The sequence below is a fragment of the Nostoc sp. ChiVER01 genome (assembly GCF_034531155.1).
In the GTDB taxonomy this organism is placed as follows: Bacteria; Cyanobacteriota; Cyanobacteriia; order Cyanobacteriales; family Nostocaceae; genus Nostoc.
In genome coordinates this window covers 67184-83744 of the sequence record NZ_JAVRBS010000030.1, presented here as the reverse complement: position 1 = coordinate 83744, position 16561 = coordinate 67184, and the positions used below count along the sequence as shown (strand labels likewise).

At 36.1% G+C, this 16561-nt stretch carries 13 protein-coding genes; 1 reads left to right on the top strand and 12 read right to left on the bottom strand.

The window, feature by feature from the left end:
* Window positions 1-35: 35 nt before the first annotated feature.
* Window positions 36-1325, bottom strand: a complete 1290-nt coding sequence (locus RMY00_RS29145; RefSeq protein WP_322650868.1) for an HlyD family efflux transporter periplasmic adaptor subunit — start codon at window positions 1323-1325, stop codon at window positions 36-38.
* A gap of 148 nt (window positions 1326-1473) precedes the next feature.
* On the bottom strand, window positions 1474-2061 hold the full coding sequence (locus RMY00_RS29140; protein ID WP_322650867.1) for a TetR/AcrR family transcriptional regulator: 588 nt from the start codon (window positions 2059-2061) through the stop codon (window positions 1474-1476).
* Between the two features lie 245 nt (window positions 2062-2306).
* On the opposite strand from RMY00_RS29140, the gene RMY00_RS29135 reads away from it, so the two are divergent.
* Window positions 2307-3395: an endo-1,4-beta-xylanase gene (locus RMY00_RS29135; RefSeq protein WP_322650866.1), complete on the top strand. Its 1089-nt coding sequence runs from the start codon at window positions 2307-2309 to the stop codon at window positions 3393-3395.
* 218 nt (window positions 3396-3613) lie between these two features.
* Here RMY00_RS29135 and RMY00_RS29130 read toward each other — a convergent pair whose 3' ends face one another.
* From RMY00_RS29130 to RMY00_RS29085, 10 genes are all read right to left on the bottom strand, one after another.
* Window positions 3614-4438: a WecB/TagA/CpsF family glycosyltransferase gene (locus RMY00_RS29130; RefSeq protein WP_322650865.1), complete on the bottom strand. Its 825-nt coding sequence runs from the start codon at window positions 4436-4438 to the stop codon at window positions 3614-3616.
* A 152-nt stretch (window positions 4439-4590) separates the two neighbouring features.
* A complete protein-coding gene (locus tag RMY00_RS29125; RefSeq protein WP_322650864.1) occupies window positions 4591-5742 on the bottom strand; it encodes a glycosyltransferase in 1152 nt (383 codons plus the stop codon).
* A 284-nt stretch (window positions 5743-6026) separates the two neighbouring features.
* Window positions 6027-6914 carry a glycosyltransferase family 2 protein gene (locus tag RMY00_RS29120; protein ID WP_322650863.1) on the bottom strand — a complete coding sequence of 296 codons (888 nt, stop codon included), beginning with the start codon at window positions 6912-6914 and terminating at the stop codon, window positions 6027-6029.
* Between the two features lie 122 nt (window positions 6915-7036).
* Entirely contained in the window at window positions 7037-8053 is a 1017-nt protein-coding gene (locus RMY00_RS29115) for a hypothetical protein (RefSeq protein WP_322650862.1), read from the bottom strand.
* A 24-nt stretch (window positions 8054-8077) separates the two neighbouring features.
* On the bottom strand, window positions 8078-9349 hold the full coding sequence (locus tag RMY00_RS29110) for a glycosyltransferase family 4 protein (protein WP_322650861.1): 1272 nt from the start codon (window positions 9347-9349) through the stop codon (window positions 8078-8080).
* A 26-nt stretch (window positions 9350-9375) separates the two neighbouring features.
* On the bottom strand, window positions 9376-10635 hold the full coding sequence (locus RMY00_RS29105; protein ID WP_322650860.1) for an O-antigen ligase: 1260 nt from the start codon (window positions 10633-10635) through the stop codon (window positions 9376-9378).
* A gap of 32 nt (window positions 10636-10667) precedes the next feature.
* Window positions 10668-11594 (bottom strand): glycosyltransferase family 2 protein, encoded by a 927-nt coding sequence (locus tag RMY00_RS29100; RefSeq protein WP_322650859.1) that lies wholly within the window; start codon window positions 11592-11594, stop codon window positions 10668-10670.
* Window positions 11595-11646: 52 nt separating this feature from the next.
* The gene (locus RMY00_RS29095; protein ID WP_322650858.1) at window positions 11647-12969 is read right to left on the bottom strand and encodes a flippase; all 1323 of its coding nucleotides are present in this window, start codon (window positions 12967-12969) and stop codon (window positions 11647-11649) included.
* A gap of 112 nt (window positions 12970-13081) precedes the next feature.
* On the bottom strand, window positions 13082-14032 hold the full coding sequence (locus tag RMY00_RS29090) for a glycosyltransferase family 2 protein (protein ID WP_322650857.1): 951 nt from the start codon (window positions 14030-14032) through the stop codon (window positions 13082-13084).
* 76 nt (window positions 14033-14108) lie between these two features.
* Window positions 14109-16313, bottom strand: a complete 2205-nt coding sequence (locus RMY00_RS29085; RefSeq protein ID WP_322650856.1) for a polysaccharide biosynthesis tyrosine autokinase — start codon at window positions 16311-16313, stop codon at window positions 14109-14111.
* Window positions 16314-16561: the final 248 nt, after the last annotated feature.

Sequence of the window (16561 nt, the reverse complement as noted above, 5' to 3'; positions counted from 1 at the left end):
AAATGATGAAATACACGAGATAGCCAACAACAACTCTATATCTCAATTGCTGTCTGTACCTGTAAGTTAGTGAAACCTGCAACTCGTTTGCTGTCTTCAAGATTGAGGCGAATTTTCACCTCAACTACTCGGCTATCAAGGTTTTCCCCTGGCTGGTTGCTGAAAACGTTTTGTCTATTCACCTGCAAACCAATTTGAGCAACGGTTCCTCGCAGTTCACCGACAAATGCCTGACTGCTAATTACTGCCTGTTGCCCTAGTTTCAGTTTACCGATGTCGGTTTGATAAACTTCTGCTACTGCTATCATCTGGTTTGTTTGCGCTAAGTCTGCAATGCCAGAAGCACTAATTTTTTCTCCGACTCGCGTATGAATTTTGATGATTTGTCCTGCCATCGGTGCTTTGATGTAAGCACCCGCCAATTCAGTTTGGGCATGTTTGAGTATGGCGATCGCATTTTCAACTTCTGTCTTGGCTGCGGCAACATCTACAGGTCGGACTTCTGCAATACTGTTAAGTGTGGCTTTGGCTTCATTAACTTGCTTACTACCAGTGGCGTTAGTACGGGCGAGTGCTGCTTTTGCTTCGGCAAGTTGTTTGCTAGCAGTGGTGTTAATCCGGTTGAGAACTGCTTTGGCTTCGTCTACTTGCTGTTTGGCGGTTTCTACAGTCAAACCTTTGCTATCGTACAAAGAATTAGAAACTGCACCTTGAGAATAGAGCTGCTGATAACGTTGATATTCGGCTTCGGCATTTTTGAGTTCTGCCTCTAGCTTCTTAATGGTTGCCTCTTGCGCTATTCTGTCGCCTTCCCACTGTGCCTCTATGCGGAATATGGCTTCTTGTTGCGCTGTTCTGTCTCCTTGGGATTGGGCCTGGAGACGTTCAACGCTTGCCTGCTGGGCCTGAATTTCTCCTGCTTTTGCTCCTGCTTGCACTTGAGCGAGTTTAGCTTGAGCAACTCTGACTTGTTGTTGGGCTTGTAGTACAGCAGTTTGCAAGCGATCGCGAGCATCTAAAATTGCTACCACTTGTCCAGCTTTAACGCGATCGCCTTCGTTGACTAGAATTTTGGCAATGCGATCGCCATCCAATGCTAAAGGTGCAAACAAGCTAATTACCTCTGCTTCCGGTTCTAGCCGTCCTAATGCAGCTACTTTTTGAATGTTGGGCGTGGTTTCAACAGGCTCAGATTTCTCGGTTTGACCAACTGATCCAAACTGAGAAATCCCATAAGCAACAATTCCACCTGTAATAGCAGTAGCTGCAATTACTAATGTAATTAACCCTTTTTTAGAAGCTTTTTCCGACAGCTTTTGAACCATGTTTTTTACTCTCCTAAGAATTTATTTTATCTATATCAAATGAGTTGATTTATTTTCAAAAAATAAATATAAATTTATTATCTATATAGCAGATTACAACAATCATAAGATACATAGCCTAACTCTCAAAACGTCATACAACGTCCGTTTAAACTTTTATTTCTGCTGGATGTTGTGGCAAATATGCTATTAGCATTTTGCTTAACAACGCACATTGTTCAATAAAATCAATTGTTTCATTACCCCATAACTTCTCCAGAATTAAACCATCTAAAAAGCTCAAAACAAAAGAAGCCAATACTGAATCTTGAATACCCAATAAATCGCAAATCGCCTCTTGATAACGTTGATTAGTCCGCTTAAAAATGCTATTTTTTAACATTTCTTTAGAATCTTTATGTTGGCAAAAATCAATCCAAATGTAAGTCCATTTAATGAAGTAATCTTCGTTTTTCACTAAATATCTTCCTAATGCTTCCATTGATTCTTGTAGCGTTTGCGCTCCTTCTAGTTCAGCTAATGCTGTACTTAAGTCTTGCTCACAAATCTCCTCGGCCAATTGCTCAAATAGAGCTTGCTTGCTAGGAAAATAGTGGTACAACGTACCAGTAGAAACCCCTAATCCCTCGGCAATTTGGCGCATAGTGATGGAACCATAGCCTTTTTGGGCAAATAAATCAAAGCACTTGTCGAGCAGTTCTTTACGGTATTGCTCATGGTCAACAATCTTAGGCATGATTCAGCTTATTTATATCGAATGCTCGTTATATATTAATGTAACATCTTTATTGCTGATATATAAAAGCATAGTTGATTTCAATTAAATAGATGAGTGTGGGAGTCATAACTAAACAAACAAAAGTATAAAAACTTATTTTATAATAGAATAATCTATGTGTTTTTAGCTAAGTACAATATATGCCTTATCGGAGAAAGTTTTTAACAAGAGCAGGATATACTACTCTTTCTGCGCTATTAACTATGGGGTTTTTACAAAAAGATAAGCAAAAAGAAGAATATAGTGCAAAAAAACTAGTACTCAATTATACAGCTAAAAGCTACCCCCTTCGGGAATTAGCTGCTGCAAAAGGAAAACGTTATGGCGCAGCAATTTCTAGTGATATTTTGCTAAAAGATAAGGATTACGCTAACCTGATTGCTCGTGAATGTTCGATTGTGACACCGAATGGTGAATTAAAATGGGACGCCACTGAACCACAGCCAGGACAATTTACCTTTGAATCAGCAGATGCGATCGCTGATTTCTGCCAAAAACATAATATAGACATGCATGGGCATACCCTTTTCTGGCACATGGGAAAACCAGACTGGGCAACATACCCCCCCACTCTTAAAATGATCGAACGACATGTTAAGGGAGTCATGGGGCATTATCGCAATAGCAAGGTTTTAAAGTCTTGGGATATTGCCAATGAAATTATCGCTGATAATGAGCAGGATACTGATAACCCCACCTACGGTTTGCGTAAAGGAGTAAAACCAGAATTAATTAGAGACTTATTTTTAATTGCTGCATCAGTTGATAACAGCAAAAAATTTTACCTAAACGATTTCGGCATCGAAGGTGCTACATGGAAATCAGACCGCTTCTTAAAAATGGTCGAATATTTAAAGAATAGTGGCGTTAAAATTGACGGGGCAGGTATCCAATCGCATCTATGGTTTTCTACTGCATATAGTTTTGACGAAAAAGGATTTAAGTCCGTTTTAAAACGGCTTAATGATCTTGAAGTTAAACCAATAATTACAGAATTAGATATTATTATTGATGCCCCACTACCCGATAGTATCAAAAAGCTAGACCAGATGGTAGCTGACAGTTACAAACGATATCTTGACCTCTGCTTTGCGGCTAAAGTTGATACTGTAATTACATGGGGGCTTACCGACCGTCATAGCTGGATACGTCATCCCGATTGGATGCCAAGAAGAACTTTTAGGGACAATCCAAATCTCTGGAAATTTCTGCGTCCGCTTCCCTTCGATGAAAACTTGCAACCTAAATCTGCACGCAATGCTATTGCCCAAGCTTTTGAGCAAGCAACTTAGGCTTACTCCACCCAGACGTAAATAGTAGACATAGGAGTGAAAATGAATGTAGAGACATTGCCATGCAACGTCTCTACAAGGGATTCAGGTAACGCATAATAATTTCTAGAAATGTCTAATGCATTTAACTATTATTTCAAGCGAAGTATCTCGCCAGATACTTCGCTATTTACTAACACGAGATTTGAATCAATCGTACTCACTAATTAATGGATCAATCATGCTAGAAACTTAGGAAATTTTGTACTGAGAAATAGCAGGATTCTATTCTTTTTTTGTTGACTAGGCATACTCAAAATTTCTTGTAAAAATAATGTGGCTAGAAACCAAGGCTCAAGTAAGTAACGTCTCCAAAGTCTTTTAGGTTCAGACAATAAGCGATACAACCATTCCAAGCCCATCTTTCCCATCCAGCGAGGAGGAGTAGGTATTGCTCCTGCTACATAGTCAATACAGGCTCCACTAGTCAAAATAGTATTAGTATGAATATGTTCAAGATTTTCATAAATCCAACGTTCTTGGCGTGGCATACCCATCCCTACCATCAATACATGAGGTTTGTAAGCATTAATTGCAGCCAGAGTAGCAAGATTTTCTTGACTATCTTTATTCATGTCAATATAGCCATGAGCGCAAGCAATCTGTAACCCAGGAAATCTGCGGCACAAAATACTTGCTCCTTTTTCAGCGACTCCCGGCTTTGAACCTAAATAAAATACACGCCAACCTTTCTCAGCTGCTTCCGCCATCAAAGGCCATACCCAGTCAGCATAGGTTACTCTTTGTTCTCGTTTCATAGGAAAACCCAATAGCTTTCCAATAAACAATAAAGGCATACCATCAATATGCGTATATTTTGCCTTAGCATAAAAAGCTTGCATTTTTGGATCATTATGGAAGAGATAAAGACTATGCATATTGTGATTAGCAATAATCCATTTTTTGTTATTCTCAATAGATTCTTCAATCAACAAATTTAACTCTGGGATAGAGAGTGCATCTACTTGAACACCAAGAAGTTTATAAGAAAATCGATTTTTCATGATTTAATTTTTATTTTGGAGGTATGAAAGGTTAGCTCTGGAGGTATGAAAGGTTAGCTCACAACCAAGGTGAGATTTAAAAACTAGTTTTTAGTAGATTTAAAAAATAAATATACTAATGATTCTTAGCTAAATATGTTTGATCAAGAAAGCTAAGAAGGACTGTAATTAAGGAGAATTTGTGCGATATTCTGCGCTCTTGCACTCCAAGAATATTTTTCTGTAATTAAGGTATATGCACTATCTACAAGTGATTGATATATATCAATATTTAAAGCTGCATCCAGCACTGTATTAGCAACCTCTTCAGTAGAATATCCTGTTACTAAAAGATGTTCTAAGTGGCGAAATTCTTCTAAGCCTCGCAAGCCTTCTGGTGTTGATACAACTAACTTTCTACTTGCGAAATAATCTAATGCTTTATTGCGAGCGCCACCTGCTACTGCTTGTTTTGAGAATGGCAATAAAGCAATATCTGCATATTTAACATGATTAACAAAGGCCTCCCTTTTAGGTAAAAAACCTAAAAAACTAATATTAGAAGGTATTGGTTTTGAAATATCATTGCTATCTCTACCAATAACAACAAAGTGTAGTTTTTGTTGATGGTCTTCAAGATATTTAGCAACCTCAACAGTCATTAATACAGACATATCATTGCTTGGAAATTGAAATGTCTTAGGAGCAATAAGAAGCACTATTTTTGCTGGTCTGAATGCTTGATAGGGGTCTGCATCCAAAAATAATTCAGTATTCAATAAGTCTTCAGTTACACCGTTCCCAATACTATAAATCTGCTGTGGAGTTCTCCCATACCACTGAGAAATTAATTTAGGGATTGCATCACCTGCGGCAATAATTGGAATACTAGAGAATATCAAAATTCCCTGAGCAATGTATGTCTTGATACATTGTACAAATTCTTTGAAAGGATTGGCAACTGAAAACAAACGCATCCAGTACTCGTATGCTGAGAATGTATGAAAATCTAATACAAGACAAGGCTTATAGCCTTTTTTAAGTTTCAGCGAAATTAAAGCAGCTAATCCAGGTAATGTTTCTTGAGCATAAATAATATCTGGACAAAACTCATCAATGCACTTTTCTATAGCTTGAATATATGACTTCAGATTTCTTGACCCAATTGAAATAGAAGGTGCATATTTAACAGATGAACAGTCTAATCCTATTTGAAAAACATCAAAATATTTCGTCAAATATTGTCCTAGATAAAAAGGTCTAGTAAAAGCACCAAATGGTTGACCCGAATCGAGTGTTGAGACAATTAGTAAGCGTTTACCCATAATGATATTGCTGATTATTCTAATATTTAATAAGTGGTGGGAGTTTCATTTCACAGCAAGATAGGCAGCAGGTTTTATGTCCTTATCTGCGGAACGTTAGGCTGAGGAACCGTCGGTATTAAATCCCCATTAAAAAACGTAGTTGCGAAAGCGTTGCTGGTGGGCAAAGCCCATTGCGAATTGGTTTAATAACTTTATCTTTGAAGCGAAATTCGTCAATTCATTGAGATGATTATGAACTATGCAAATCTTCTTGCAGAAGAACTTGAGTGCAAGTATGAAGCTTATGAGTTAGTTTGGTTAATATCCTCAGAAAATGTGGGAGAAGTTGCCAAACTCTTGTAACCAATAATTGCTCTGATATAGGGTAAAAACCAGTAAAATACCCAGAATGATCCACAATGTCTGCTACAAAATATAGTCCAAGATTTCAATGGAAATGCTTTAATTTGTAACACCTTTTTCAAGCGCTCTAATATAGTTAAGTTGGTATCTACCCAACTATTTCGGATAGAATTTTTAGTACAAGTACCAAAATATCCAGGAGCTATCCATATTTGACAACCCAATTTACCTGCTCTGAGAGCATAATCTAAATCTCCAAAGGTGTGAACAAAAGCTGTATCAACATTACCAACTTTTGCGACAACAGTTTTAGGGATTAACACACAGTTACCATACATAGCATCGCATTTTTGGATAACTGAACTTGGTTTTAAAAATTCAAACTTATTAGAATACCATTTTTTAGATTTTACTGCTCCTCCATACGTCGCTCTTCCTGTTATTGGGTCTTTAGTTGAACCAACTACAATTGAGTCTAAATAACCTTGTTCAGTCAAATTTTGATGAGTCTGTAATAATCTATTAACAGCATTAGCTTCCAGAAATGTGTCATCATTCAACCACAGATAATAATCATATTGATTTTTTATCGCCTCACTAAAGGCAAGATGCATTCCTCCTACCCAGAATAAATTGCCATTACCCTGAAGAATGTGTACCTCTGGATATTTTGCTTTAATAGCTTGTGCAGTGCCATCAGAGCTACCATCATCAGTTAAATAAACATCACAATCATTTGTTTGCTCATATAAAGCACGTAGACAGGCAAGAGTTGTATTACGCCTGTTGTGGCAGGTCATAACTACAGCTAATTTTGCTTTTTTCATGTCATTACCTCATCCAATTTTATGAAAATATTTAACGCGAATCGTAAACTTATGCGTAAGTTTCAGATAGTTTTATTTATCTTCTAAGCAAAAAAGCTTATTTTCAGTTTTTCCCATTAGCTTTAAAGTTTGGCCATCTTTTCTATCCAGCCACTCAGATTAATATCTAAATTAAAGCTTTGTAATTTTTGTTCCATTCTTCTGACTACCAACATATATCGATGCAAAACTGATACACGAGGCATATTAAGCCTAATAACCTGTTGACACAACCATTGATATTTATTTGAATTGTTATTAAGCTTTTTCAATTTTTTGATTTGTGCATTCCAATCGCTGTAAAAGAATAAGTTGAAATAATGGATCGATGTAATATCATCCCAATCTTTAATTTGTAGTTCTTTTGACAAACGGTTATGTAAAGGTAATGGATAACTATAATTAGGAGGAAGATGTTCGACTGTTTCTTCTAAAGCACATAAAGTTACAGACAAAACAGACTGCTCAACAAAGTAAATACCCTGAGGAGGAGTAATATCCAGCCGCATTACTTTTTCAAAATTCTTTTTCCAAGCTGTAAATATACCTGCACTTCTTCTAACAACAATTAAACCAGAATTCCAATAGGCTCTGATTCTTTTATTACCAATTGGTGTCTCAACAAATACCTCACGCTTTACCTCTAGAATTTCATATAGTTTTTGCCAGTACCATTCTTGAGGATCTTGTAGTCCTGTAGAACCAATCCCTTGACCATACTCAGGGCGCATTCTTACGTTACAATTTTCTGGCAATAAAAATTTTTTTGGTTCACAGAAAAAGCATTTATCACTGTCTAAAAAAACTAATATTTCTGCATCAATATTTTGTTCTGCATAGGCACAAACTAAAGGTTTATTAGCTAAATAATATTCATGAAACTCTTGATTTATAGGAAGCTGTTGATGAATCACCTGCAACCTTTCAAAGGCCTGTTGGGTTTGCTTTGATATAGGTTCACCTACTCTAGGATGAAAACTATATATAGGTGTACTTTTTAATTCGCCGCAGAAGTTACGGATACTTTCTGCAAGCATCAAAGATTGAGCTTCTAAACGACCAGGCTCTGTACAAATTATAAAAGCTATAGGTATTGGCATAATGTGAAATATTTGTTTATTAAGTTAATTTCTGAATGAAGATTTATTTGCGCTCATCAATATTTCCTGGAACAAAGCTGAATAACGACGTGCTTGAAGTTCCAGAGTGAATTCTTGTTGCGCTTTTTCACGAGCATAAAATGACAGCTTTTGTAGCCTCTGTTCATCTTCAAGCACCCAGGTAATTCCTTTGGCAAAATCTTCAACTTCATAAGGTTTAGCCAAATAGCCGTTTTGCTGATGATCAACAATATCTTTTAAACCAGTAGAATTAAATGCCACAACTGGAGTGCCACAACTGAATGATTCAGAAGCTGCCTGCCCAAAAGATTCTTGAAGAGACGGTACAAGCATCACATCAGCAGCTGAGTAAACAGTTGCTAAAGATATATCATCATGTAAGTGTCCTAAATAGTGTGTTTTGCAGCCTAAATCAGGTGGATTTTGAGGTTGAGATGCGCCAAAAACTACTACTTCTACGTTATCCTTCCAGCCAGATTTACTCAATTCTTGTAGAGCTGGCTGTAATAAATGAAATCCTTTATTTCTATCACTTGTTGCTTCTATCGCTCCAAAGAGAATCAGCTTCTTATCTTGAGGTAACCTAAGTATTTCTCGTGCAAAATGTTTATTAATAGGTCGATATTTTTGAATATCTAGCCCGTGGGGAATTACCTCGATTCGTACATCTTGGAATAAAGAACTGGAATGAGCGCACTGTGCTAACCAAGAGCTTGGTGAAACCAGAGTTAAATTAAGATTTTTCCAGGCTTTTACTTTGCGCTGCCATGCCCAACGGGATAAATCCCATTCATTACCACTGTTTAGTTGAGGACAAGCTCCACAGGATACTTTGTAGCGATCGCATTCTCCAGTAACGTGACACCCTCCAGTAAACCCCCACATATCATGGAGAGTCCAAACTAGAGGACGCTTCAGTTTAGGGAATGTCTCTATTTGCATAAAAGCTGCGCTAATCCAATGTAAATTTATTATGTCTGGATTAATCTGAGCAATTTTAGGAATAATTCTATCTGGCAACCATTGAATGAAAAATGGAGTATTTTTCTTTTGACGATAAACCTTTAACGGTAGACTTTCAAATGTCAACTTTGCTTTAGCAATGCCTTGAAATAATCTAGTTTTAGGTGCAATTACTGTTTTATCATTACTAGATTTTTCCTGAACTAGCATTTGTGATTGTAGTCCTATATCTTGTAAACCTGTGTGCAAACGATATGCAGCTCTTGCTGCACCCCCATCAATATCATGGGTACTAAGATGTAAAACTTTCATTTTTATTAGCTTCGTAATTACTAAAATTATTTCTGACTGCTATAAAAGCTATCCATATAGCTCTGATAATAATTTCGCTGATAATCAAGAGTCAAAGAGAACGAAGTTGTAATATACATCAACCAATTCCAACTGGGAGTTAATAATCTTGCTTCAGAAAAATTAATGATCACTATGAGAATTAGCATCTGCATTGGCCAATAATCTTCCGGTTTTTTAGCTACATAAATAATTCGAGTCATAGCCATCACAAAAAAGCGGATAAACCCGGCGATAAAAGTCAAAAAACCTAATAATCCTAATTCTAATAAGAGTTCTAAAAAACCGTTGTGAGCATTACTTGCCCATTCATAAGTAGCTCTCAGATTAGATGCAGCATTACTAGTCCAAAATGCAGAGAATCCATAACCTAGCCAAGGTCTTTCCAAAATTTTGGATATCACTAGCTCCCAGAGATCAGAGCGTCCATTGAAGGTAAGGTCTTTACCAGAAGTACCAACTAGAGCTTCGGCGTTATTGACAAGCAATATTGAAAAAATAATCAATAACATTAAAGCAGAAGTAATCATAATAACTTGTAATTTATAATTAGTTCTTTTAAAAAATTTGTAAAAAGGTAAAAGTAATATCATTGTTAATAAGATGGCTAAAGATGTTGTTGACCGTGAGAGGATAATTAGACATATAGATATCCCACATAGCGCCCACATCAACCAGCGATATCGATAGCTACTAAGACCAAGGTGCAAAAAAACTCCTGCACTCCAAGCCATCATGTATCCTAATTCATTTTTATGACCATAAATTCCGCTCCACATATTTAGTAACTCAGGTGATTTGTGACTATAATCTGGTAAGAATGCAGAAAATAGCATAGATAATAATGCAGCAGTACCAAGTGCCCAAGCTATTAACCTCATTTGTTCCCTTAGGGAATAACGCATTGCTAAATAGACTGCAAGAAAATATATTCGGATTAAACCTCTCATATAAGTAAGGCTAGAACTTAAGTCTTCTGACCACAAAAGAGAAAATATAATTATTGCAAGTAAAAAAAACTGTAATGGACTTTTAGTAGCTACATACAAAAAACCTTTCCAGTATAAAAGTAGGAAATAAAATAGAATTAAATATGAAACTATATTGAAAATAGTATCTAGCTTGTCACCACCAAGGGTAGATATAGAAATTTCTTGTGCAGGGTGTATTGTTAATGCCCCTACAACAATGAGTAATAAGAAAATAGTTAATATTCTTTCTGTTGGTTTTACTTTAATTTCTAACATTTATTTTGTTTATAAGGTTGATAAAGTTACCTCTATGTCTTTAAAATTGAGTAATTTATTTTCTTTTTAAATTCTTCTTTAAAAATATCCAGTACAGTCGCTCTATAAACTGTTTTTTGGGTAAAATTATCTGCCTCTACATTTCTCACGATAAATGGTGGATGCTTTAAAGGAAATTCCATTGCTTGCATCGACATATTGATGAATGAAAATTCTTGGTTGGAAGTGAAATGAGTTGCATCTGCACCAGTACCAATATTAGAAACTAAATTAACATTCGGAATAATACTTAAGCTGCCCTGCATCCAGCAAGCAAACGTCCATTGATAATCCCACGTTATACCTGTAGGATTGTTATAAACAGATTGAAATATTCGTCGCCAATAATTTATTGCTTTCTGATCTGCGAGAATGTCATGTAAAATATTTTCTGCTTGTACCTCTTTCCAGAGTTTGATGGTTAAATCATAATGTTGCCAAGCACGTCTCCAACTTGCCCAACCCCAGCAGTGACTGTAACGAGAAAAATAGTAACTGTAGTTTGTGCGTTTTCGTCCAAATTGAAGATTTTGAGCAGAGATTGTGGCAACTCTGGTATCGTTTCTATATTTTTCTAGCAGTTCTTCGCTATATCTGAAAAAAGTTGGGTGAGGAATACAATCATCTTCTAAAATAATTGTCTCTTCAACATTATTAAATACCCAATCTAAACCACTAGATACTCGTTTTGCACAACCTAAGTTGATATCAGAATAATTTTTGATAACTTCACAGTCCCAATCAACCCTATCAATAATTGCCCGAGTTGCTTCACACTTTTCTGCCTCACCTTCACGCTCTGTGCGGGCACCATCTGCAATTACAAAAAGTTTTGTTGGTTTGGCTTGGCGAATAGCTTCAAAAACTTTCTCTGTTGTTTGTGGTCGCTTAAAAATAATAAAAGTTACTGGTGTTTGCATTTTTGATTGATTTAGCTAATCTTTGAGAAAGATGAAAGTTAGATAATAAGGATTAGTTTTTATAAAAAAGAATGAGCGATCGCATCTGAATCTTGAATATTTTTTCTGTTCTTTTGTCAAACGCATTGCATAGAAAAGCAGCAGCAGCTTGAGATATTATTGTTGCGATCGCAGCTCCAAAACCTGCATATTTAGGAATAAGTAATAAATTAAGAATGATATTAAGTATGGCTCCAAATAAAGTCTTACCTAAAGAAACGTGATTTAAACCTTCAGCAATAAACCAGGGTGATGTTGCAAGACCCATAAATACAAATAAAGAAGTCCAAATATGGATTGCTAGTATTGGCCCTGCTTCCGCATATCCACTTCCAAACATCACCATAATTATCTTGTCGGATAGGAATGTCATTGGCAGAGCAATTGTAATAGATATACAGGTAAGGAGGCGAAGTAATTGTCCTATTCGCTGATAATAAAGTCTTTCTGATTTTTCTTTAGCCGCATAAATCGAAGGAGCAACCGAAGAAACAATAGCCGCCGGAATAAAATACCAAATTTCCGAAATACGTACAGCAGCAGAATAAATTCCAACCTCATTATTTCCGGTCATTTGACCTAACATTACCTGATCTATTTTCATAAAAATCATGATAGCGAACCCCGAAAAAATCAGAGGTAAGCTTTCTCTTAATAGAGTTTTGGCAGTAGAAAAACTCCAACGCCATAACAATAGTGAAGATACTTTGACTTGGTAAACAATCAGCAAACCAATTGCACTCATTACAAATTCTGCTAATGTTACCCAAGCAAAAGCTAACAATGGGGCTTTTGTTAAAATCAGTGCTATTTTAATGAGACTATTTAGCAGAAAGGCTATATTCTTTGCAATCACGGTGTATTTCGACTGAACCTGTGATTGAAACCATAGTTCAATAGTATCAGCTGCTCTAAAAATTCCTGCCATTGCTAAAATTGCAACTAGCCATATCTTCAACGCTTCATGCTCACCTAAGAAAAACATGCCGCCAACTGCCAATAAAACAGAAGCAATTCCACCCAGTAATTTTAGCCAGAAAGTGGTTCCTAAAATTTCTTCTTTGTTTGATGATTGGCGAACAATATGACGAACCACTACATCGTCTAGTCCTAGAGTAAAAACCGGACTAAATAAACTAACAAATGCTAAAACATAGTTAAATAGACCATACTGTTGTACTCCTAAATAGCGTGCTATCCATACTCCTACAACCAAGCTTGCACCCATACGGAGAATGCGGTCAGCAAACAACCAACCTGTATTGGTAATAATTGCACGCAGACTAGAACTAGATTTAAATTGTGATAAGCTTTGAAGCCTAAATTTACTTAACATTGCCTTTTAATTTAACTATATGATACTCTTTATCAATTTTCATAATACAAACTTTGTTAGCTTCTTAAATTATTCAAAATAGCTTAAGTCAAGCCATTGTTTTATATAATTACTAGTTGCTACTTTTTAATTTACCAGACATTAAAATTCTGATAAAGTAGTTGAATAACAAAACAGTACCCTTGATTTTCCAATACAAGTTATGTTCAAACAAAAAAATTATTTTTAGATATGAAATAAAATCTTGAAATTTTGGACATGGGATTGTTTTTAGCTCATTGATAGACGTGAAAGCTAATAATAAAGGTAAACTTAAATTATTTTTTTTAAGAATGTAATTAAATAAAGAATTGCGTTTCCAAAATCTTTTATATTCATAGTTCTTATCTATATGTAAAAATTTATTGTTGTGATATTGATTATTCTGATGTATTCTATACATCACTAAAGGTTTAGACATATAAAACTTTTTAGCCCCTACCAAGGATGCTCCCCATACCAGACAGTCATCAGACCTCACACGCCAATCTTCTATATTCGGGATAGGTAAAATTTTTCTGATTATTTCTCTACGTATTGATAATGTTGAAGTTATAGAGCCAATCCATTCACCATTGCATAAAGTTCTGATTACTGAATAACCCAAATCTAAATCAACTGTATCAGTTTGAAATATTCCTTCCACTGCTCCAAACTTCTTGTATGCACAAAATATAAAATCACATTCAGTACGTCTACTATAAAATTTTAGTGCGTTTTCTAAATATTGAGGTTCATAAATATCATCAGCATCTAAAAAAAATATAATCTCTCCGGTAGCAGCTAAAAAACCTTCATTAAAAGATGATAATTGCCCTTGATTTATTTTTTTAAAGATACATTTAACATTGTCTAATTGAGCAAATTTAGCGATGACTTCCACAGAATTATCTGTAGATGCGTCATCAACAATAATAATTTCATCAAATTTAACCGTTTGGTTTAAAGCACTATCAATTGCCTCTGAAACGAATTCAGCATAATTGTAGTTATTAATTAAACAAGATGTTCTAATTTTATCCATGTAAAAATACCTCCATCATCAGGAATAAGATAGGTTAATTTACTTGCAGCAACTTTCAGTTTTGCAATTTGTTCGATTAACGCTCTTTGGAAAATTTTGTTAAGCTGCTAGATACTAAATCTTGTTGAATTTGTTGTTTTTTGTTGTCATAAAAATAATTATTAGGTTCATTTTTGGTATTCACACCATTGATGACTATCCCTAACACCTTCTGACCTGACTGAGTTAAAAACTCTTTAGCTGAATTCGCACTGTTCAAGTCAACTACTCCAGGACGAACGACTAATAAGATTCCGTCAGTGAGGGTACTTAAAACAGCAGCATCTGCTATTCCTGATAAAGGAGGAGTATCAAAAATTACAAAATCATAATCTAGGTCAAAGTTACTAATTAATGTTGCCATGCGTTGAGAATCTAGCATGGCTACTGGATTAGGAGGCAAAATGCCAGAAGTAAGAACCTCAAGATTAGGCATTACTTCTTGTATTGCTACATCTAAAGAAACTTGACCAGCTATAGCATTACTTAGCCCTGTTACATTTGTTAGCCCCCAGATATGATGCTGCATGGGATTACGCATATCTGCATCCACCAACAAGACTCGCCGCCCTGCCTGAGCCATTGTCACAGCTAAATTTGCAGATACGTCAGACTTTCCTTCTTTGGCAACGGAACTTGTGATTACAATGCTTTTTAGCGGTTTATCAGAACAGAGAAACTTCAAGTTCACTTGTAGTACTTGGTATGCATTACCAAGAGGGAAGTAAGGAATATCTCTGCCAATGATTTTAGGAACAGCTCTATCGAGTCCTGCTATAGAAGGATTATCTTTACCATTTCTACTTTGTGTCGGAATTACTCCCAAAACACTGTATTTCATTACTTCTTTGGCTTCTTTGACAGTCTTCACTGACCGGTCTACTAAGTCTAAACCAAAGGCAACAATGATACCTAAGAAAAGACCAATTCCTCCTCCACCAACTATAAACAGCATTTTGCGAGGCCCTTCTGCTTTCTCGGGGATTAAAGCATAGGAAATCACACGAGCATTAGGAATCTTTTGATTCTGTGCAATATCAATTTCTTGGCGTTTCTTTAAGAGTGTTTCGTAAGTCGTTTGAGCTGCTTGTAGCTTCCGTTCTAGCTCTCGTTGAGTCTGTTCTAGCTTTGGCAAATTATTTGCTCGTTTGATATAGGCCTCTTGCTGTCGCACAAGTGTGGCAATTTGTCTTTCTAGACCAACGCGTTCTGCCTGAGCACGAGTAATATCTGCTATTAGGCTTTGGCGCAGTTGTCCAACCTGTAAACTTCCCTGTGTTATCTGCGCTGTACCAGCGAATTGTCCTATCCGCTCTTTTAGCAAGCTTTGAAGAGCTACGACTTTTTCTTGTAAGTTAATAATTATAGGGTGTTCAGGTGAAAAACGTGTACGTTCTAGCGCTAGTTGACTTTCTGTTTCTTGGAGTTGAGCAAGCACTTTCTGAACTCCAGGTGCTTGAGTTAATTCAGATGCGATTACACCTTGCTGTGGATCTATCTTAGCTTCACTGCGTAACTGTTCTAAACGACCTTTAACATCATCTAATTGAGCTAAAGCTTGAGAAATTTGGTTTCCTAATTTGGAAATCGTATCAACTGCTGCGTTTGCTTCTTGTCCTAAGACAACAACTTTATTCTTTTCTTTAAATAGCCGGAGTTTTGATTCGGCTCTTCTGACGATTTCTTCAGCTTTTGGTACTTCCGTTACGAGAACTTCTTTGGCTATCAGTGCTTCATTCTGATTAGCTTTGATATTTAGCTCGATATAACTGTCGATAACTTTATTGACGATTTTGGCAGCTAGTTCAGGATTGCCACCTTTATAAGAGATTTGTACAACATCAGTGCCTTTGATTCCTTCTATTTTTAGTTGTTTTGCTAGATCGGGAATTGAGAGCAGTTTGCCTTTGCTATCTTTGAGGTTGAGGGAATTAATTGTTTTCTCAATCACTGGATTTGAGCCAATAACTCTCACCTGAGTTTCCAGAGGATTGTCGTTGACATTCAACGCTTCCAAGCGTCCTATATCTTCTGATAACCCTGTGAGTGAGGAAGAGCGATTGGTCTTAATCATCAAGCTTCCTTCTGCTTTGTATGAGGGTTTTAGTGAAAATGCATACAAGCATCCAAGGGTAACAGTTATGCCAAAAATACCAACTAGAGGTAGCCAACGCCTTTGAATAACTTCTAAGTATTTCTGAATATTTACTTCTTCAACGTGTGGTAAAGATTGCATTGTCATAATATATACAAATTTTATAAATAAGTTGATTTACTTGCAGGAAATATTTCTTAGTATTTTACCGATACTAGTACTGGAGTCTACTTTGCTATGGTAATATCTGCGTTGATTGTCAGCTAATACCTTTTTATTGAGGCTGTTTAATCTCTGAAGTAAATTAATAAACATCTTTAACTAGCAGGAAGTGACTTTCACTTCTGCACAAAAGGGTAAATAGTACATAATTTTGATTATTTGTAATTACGAAC

Excerpts from the sequence above, each read along its gene's own strand:
- RMY00_RS29145 (WP_322650868.1), bottom strand. The coding sequence starts at position 1,325 with ATGGTTCAAAAGCTGTCGGAAAAAGCTTCTAAAAAAGGGTTAATTACA.
- RMY00_RS29140 (WP_322650867.1), bottom strand. The coding sequence starts at position 2,061 with ATGCCTAAGATTGTTGACCATGAGCAATACCGTAAAGAACTGCTCGAC.
- RMY00_RS29135 (WP_322650866.1), top strand. The coding sequence starts at position 2,307 with ATGGGGTTTTTACAAAAAGATAAGCAAAAAGAAGAATATAGTGCAAAA.
- RMY00_RS29130 (WP_322650865.1), bottom strand. The coding sequence starts at position 4,438 with ATGAAAAATCGATTTTCTTATAAACTTCTTGGTGTTCAAGTAGATGCA.
- RMY00_RS29125 (WP_322650864.1), bottom strand. The coding sequence starts at position 5,742 with ATGGGTAAACGCTTACTAATTGTCTCAACACTCGATTCGGGTCAACCA.
- RMY00_RS29120 (WP_322650863.1), bottom strand. The coding sequence starts at position 6,914 with ATGAAAAAAGCAAAATTAGCTGTAGTTATGACCTGCCACAACAGGCGT.
- RMY00_RS29115 (WP_322650862.1), bottom strand. The coding sequence starts at position 8,053 with ATGCCAATACCTATAGCTTTTATAATTTGTACAGAGCCTGGTCGTTTA.
- RMY00_RS29110 (WP_322650861.1), bottom strand. The coding sequence starts at position 9,349 with ATGAAAGTTTTACATCTTAGTACCCATGATATTGATGGGGGTGCAGCA.
- RMY00_RS29105 (WP_322650860.1), bottom strand. The coding sequence starts at position 10,635 with ATGTTAGAAATTAAAGTAAAACCAACAGAAAGAATATTAACTATTTTC.
- RMY00_RS29100 (WP_322650859.1), bottom strand. The coding sequence starts at position 11,594 with ATGCAAACACCAGTAACTTTTATTATTTTTAAGCGACCACAAACAACA.
- RMY00_RS29095 (WP_322650858.1), bottom strand. The coding sequence starts at position 12,969 with ATGTTAAGTAAATTTAGGCTTCAAAGCTTATCACAATTTAAATCTAGT.
- RMY00_RS29090 (WP_322650857.1), bottom strand. The coding sequence starts at position 14,032 with ATGGATAAAATTAGAACATCTTGTTTAATTAATAACTACAATTATGCT.
- RMY00_RS29085 (WP_322650856.1), bottom strand. The coding sequence starts at position 16,313 with ATGACAATGCAATCTTTACCACACGTTGAAGAAGTAAATATTCAGAAA.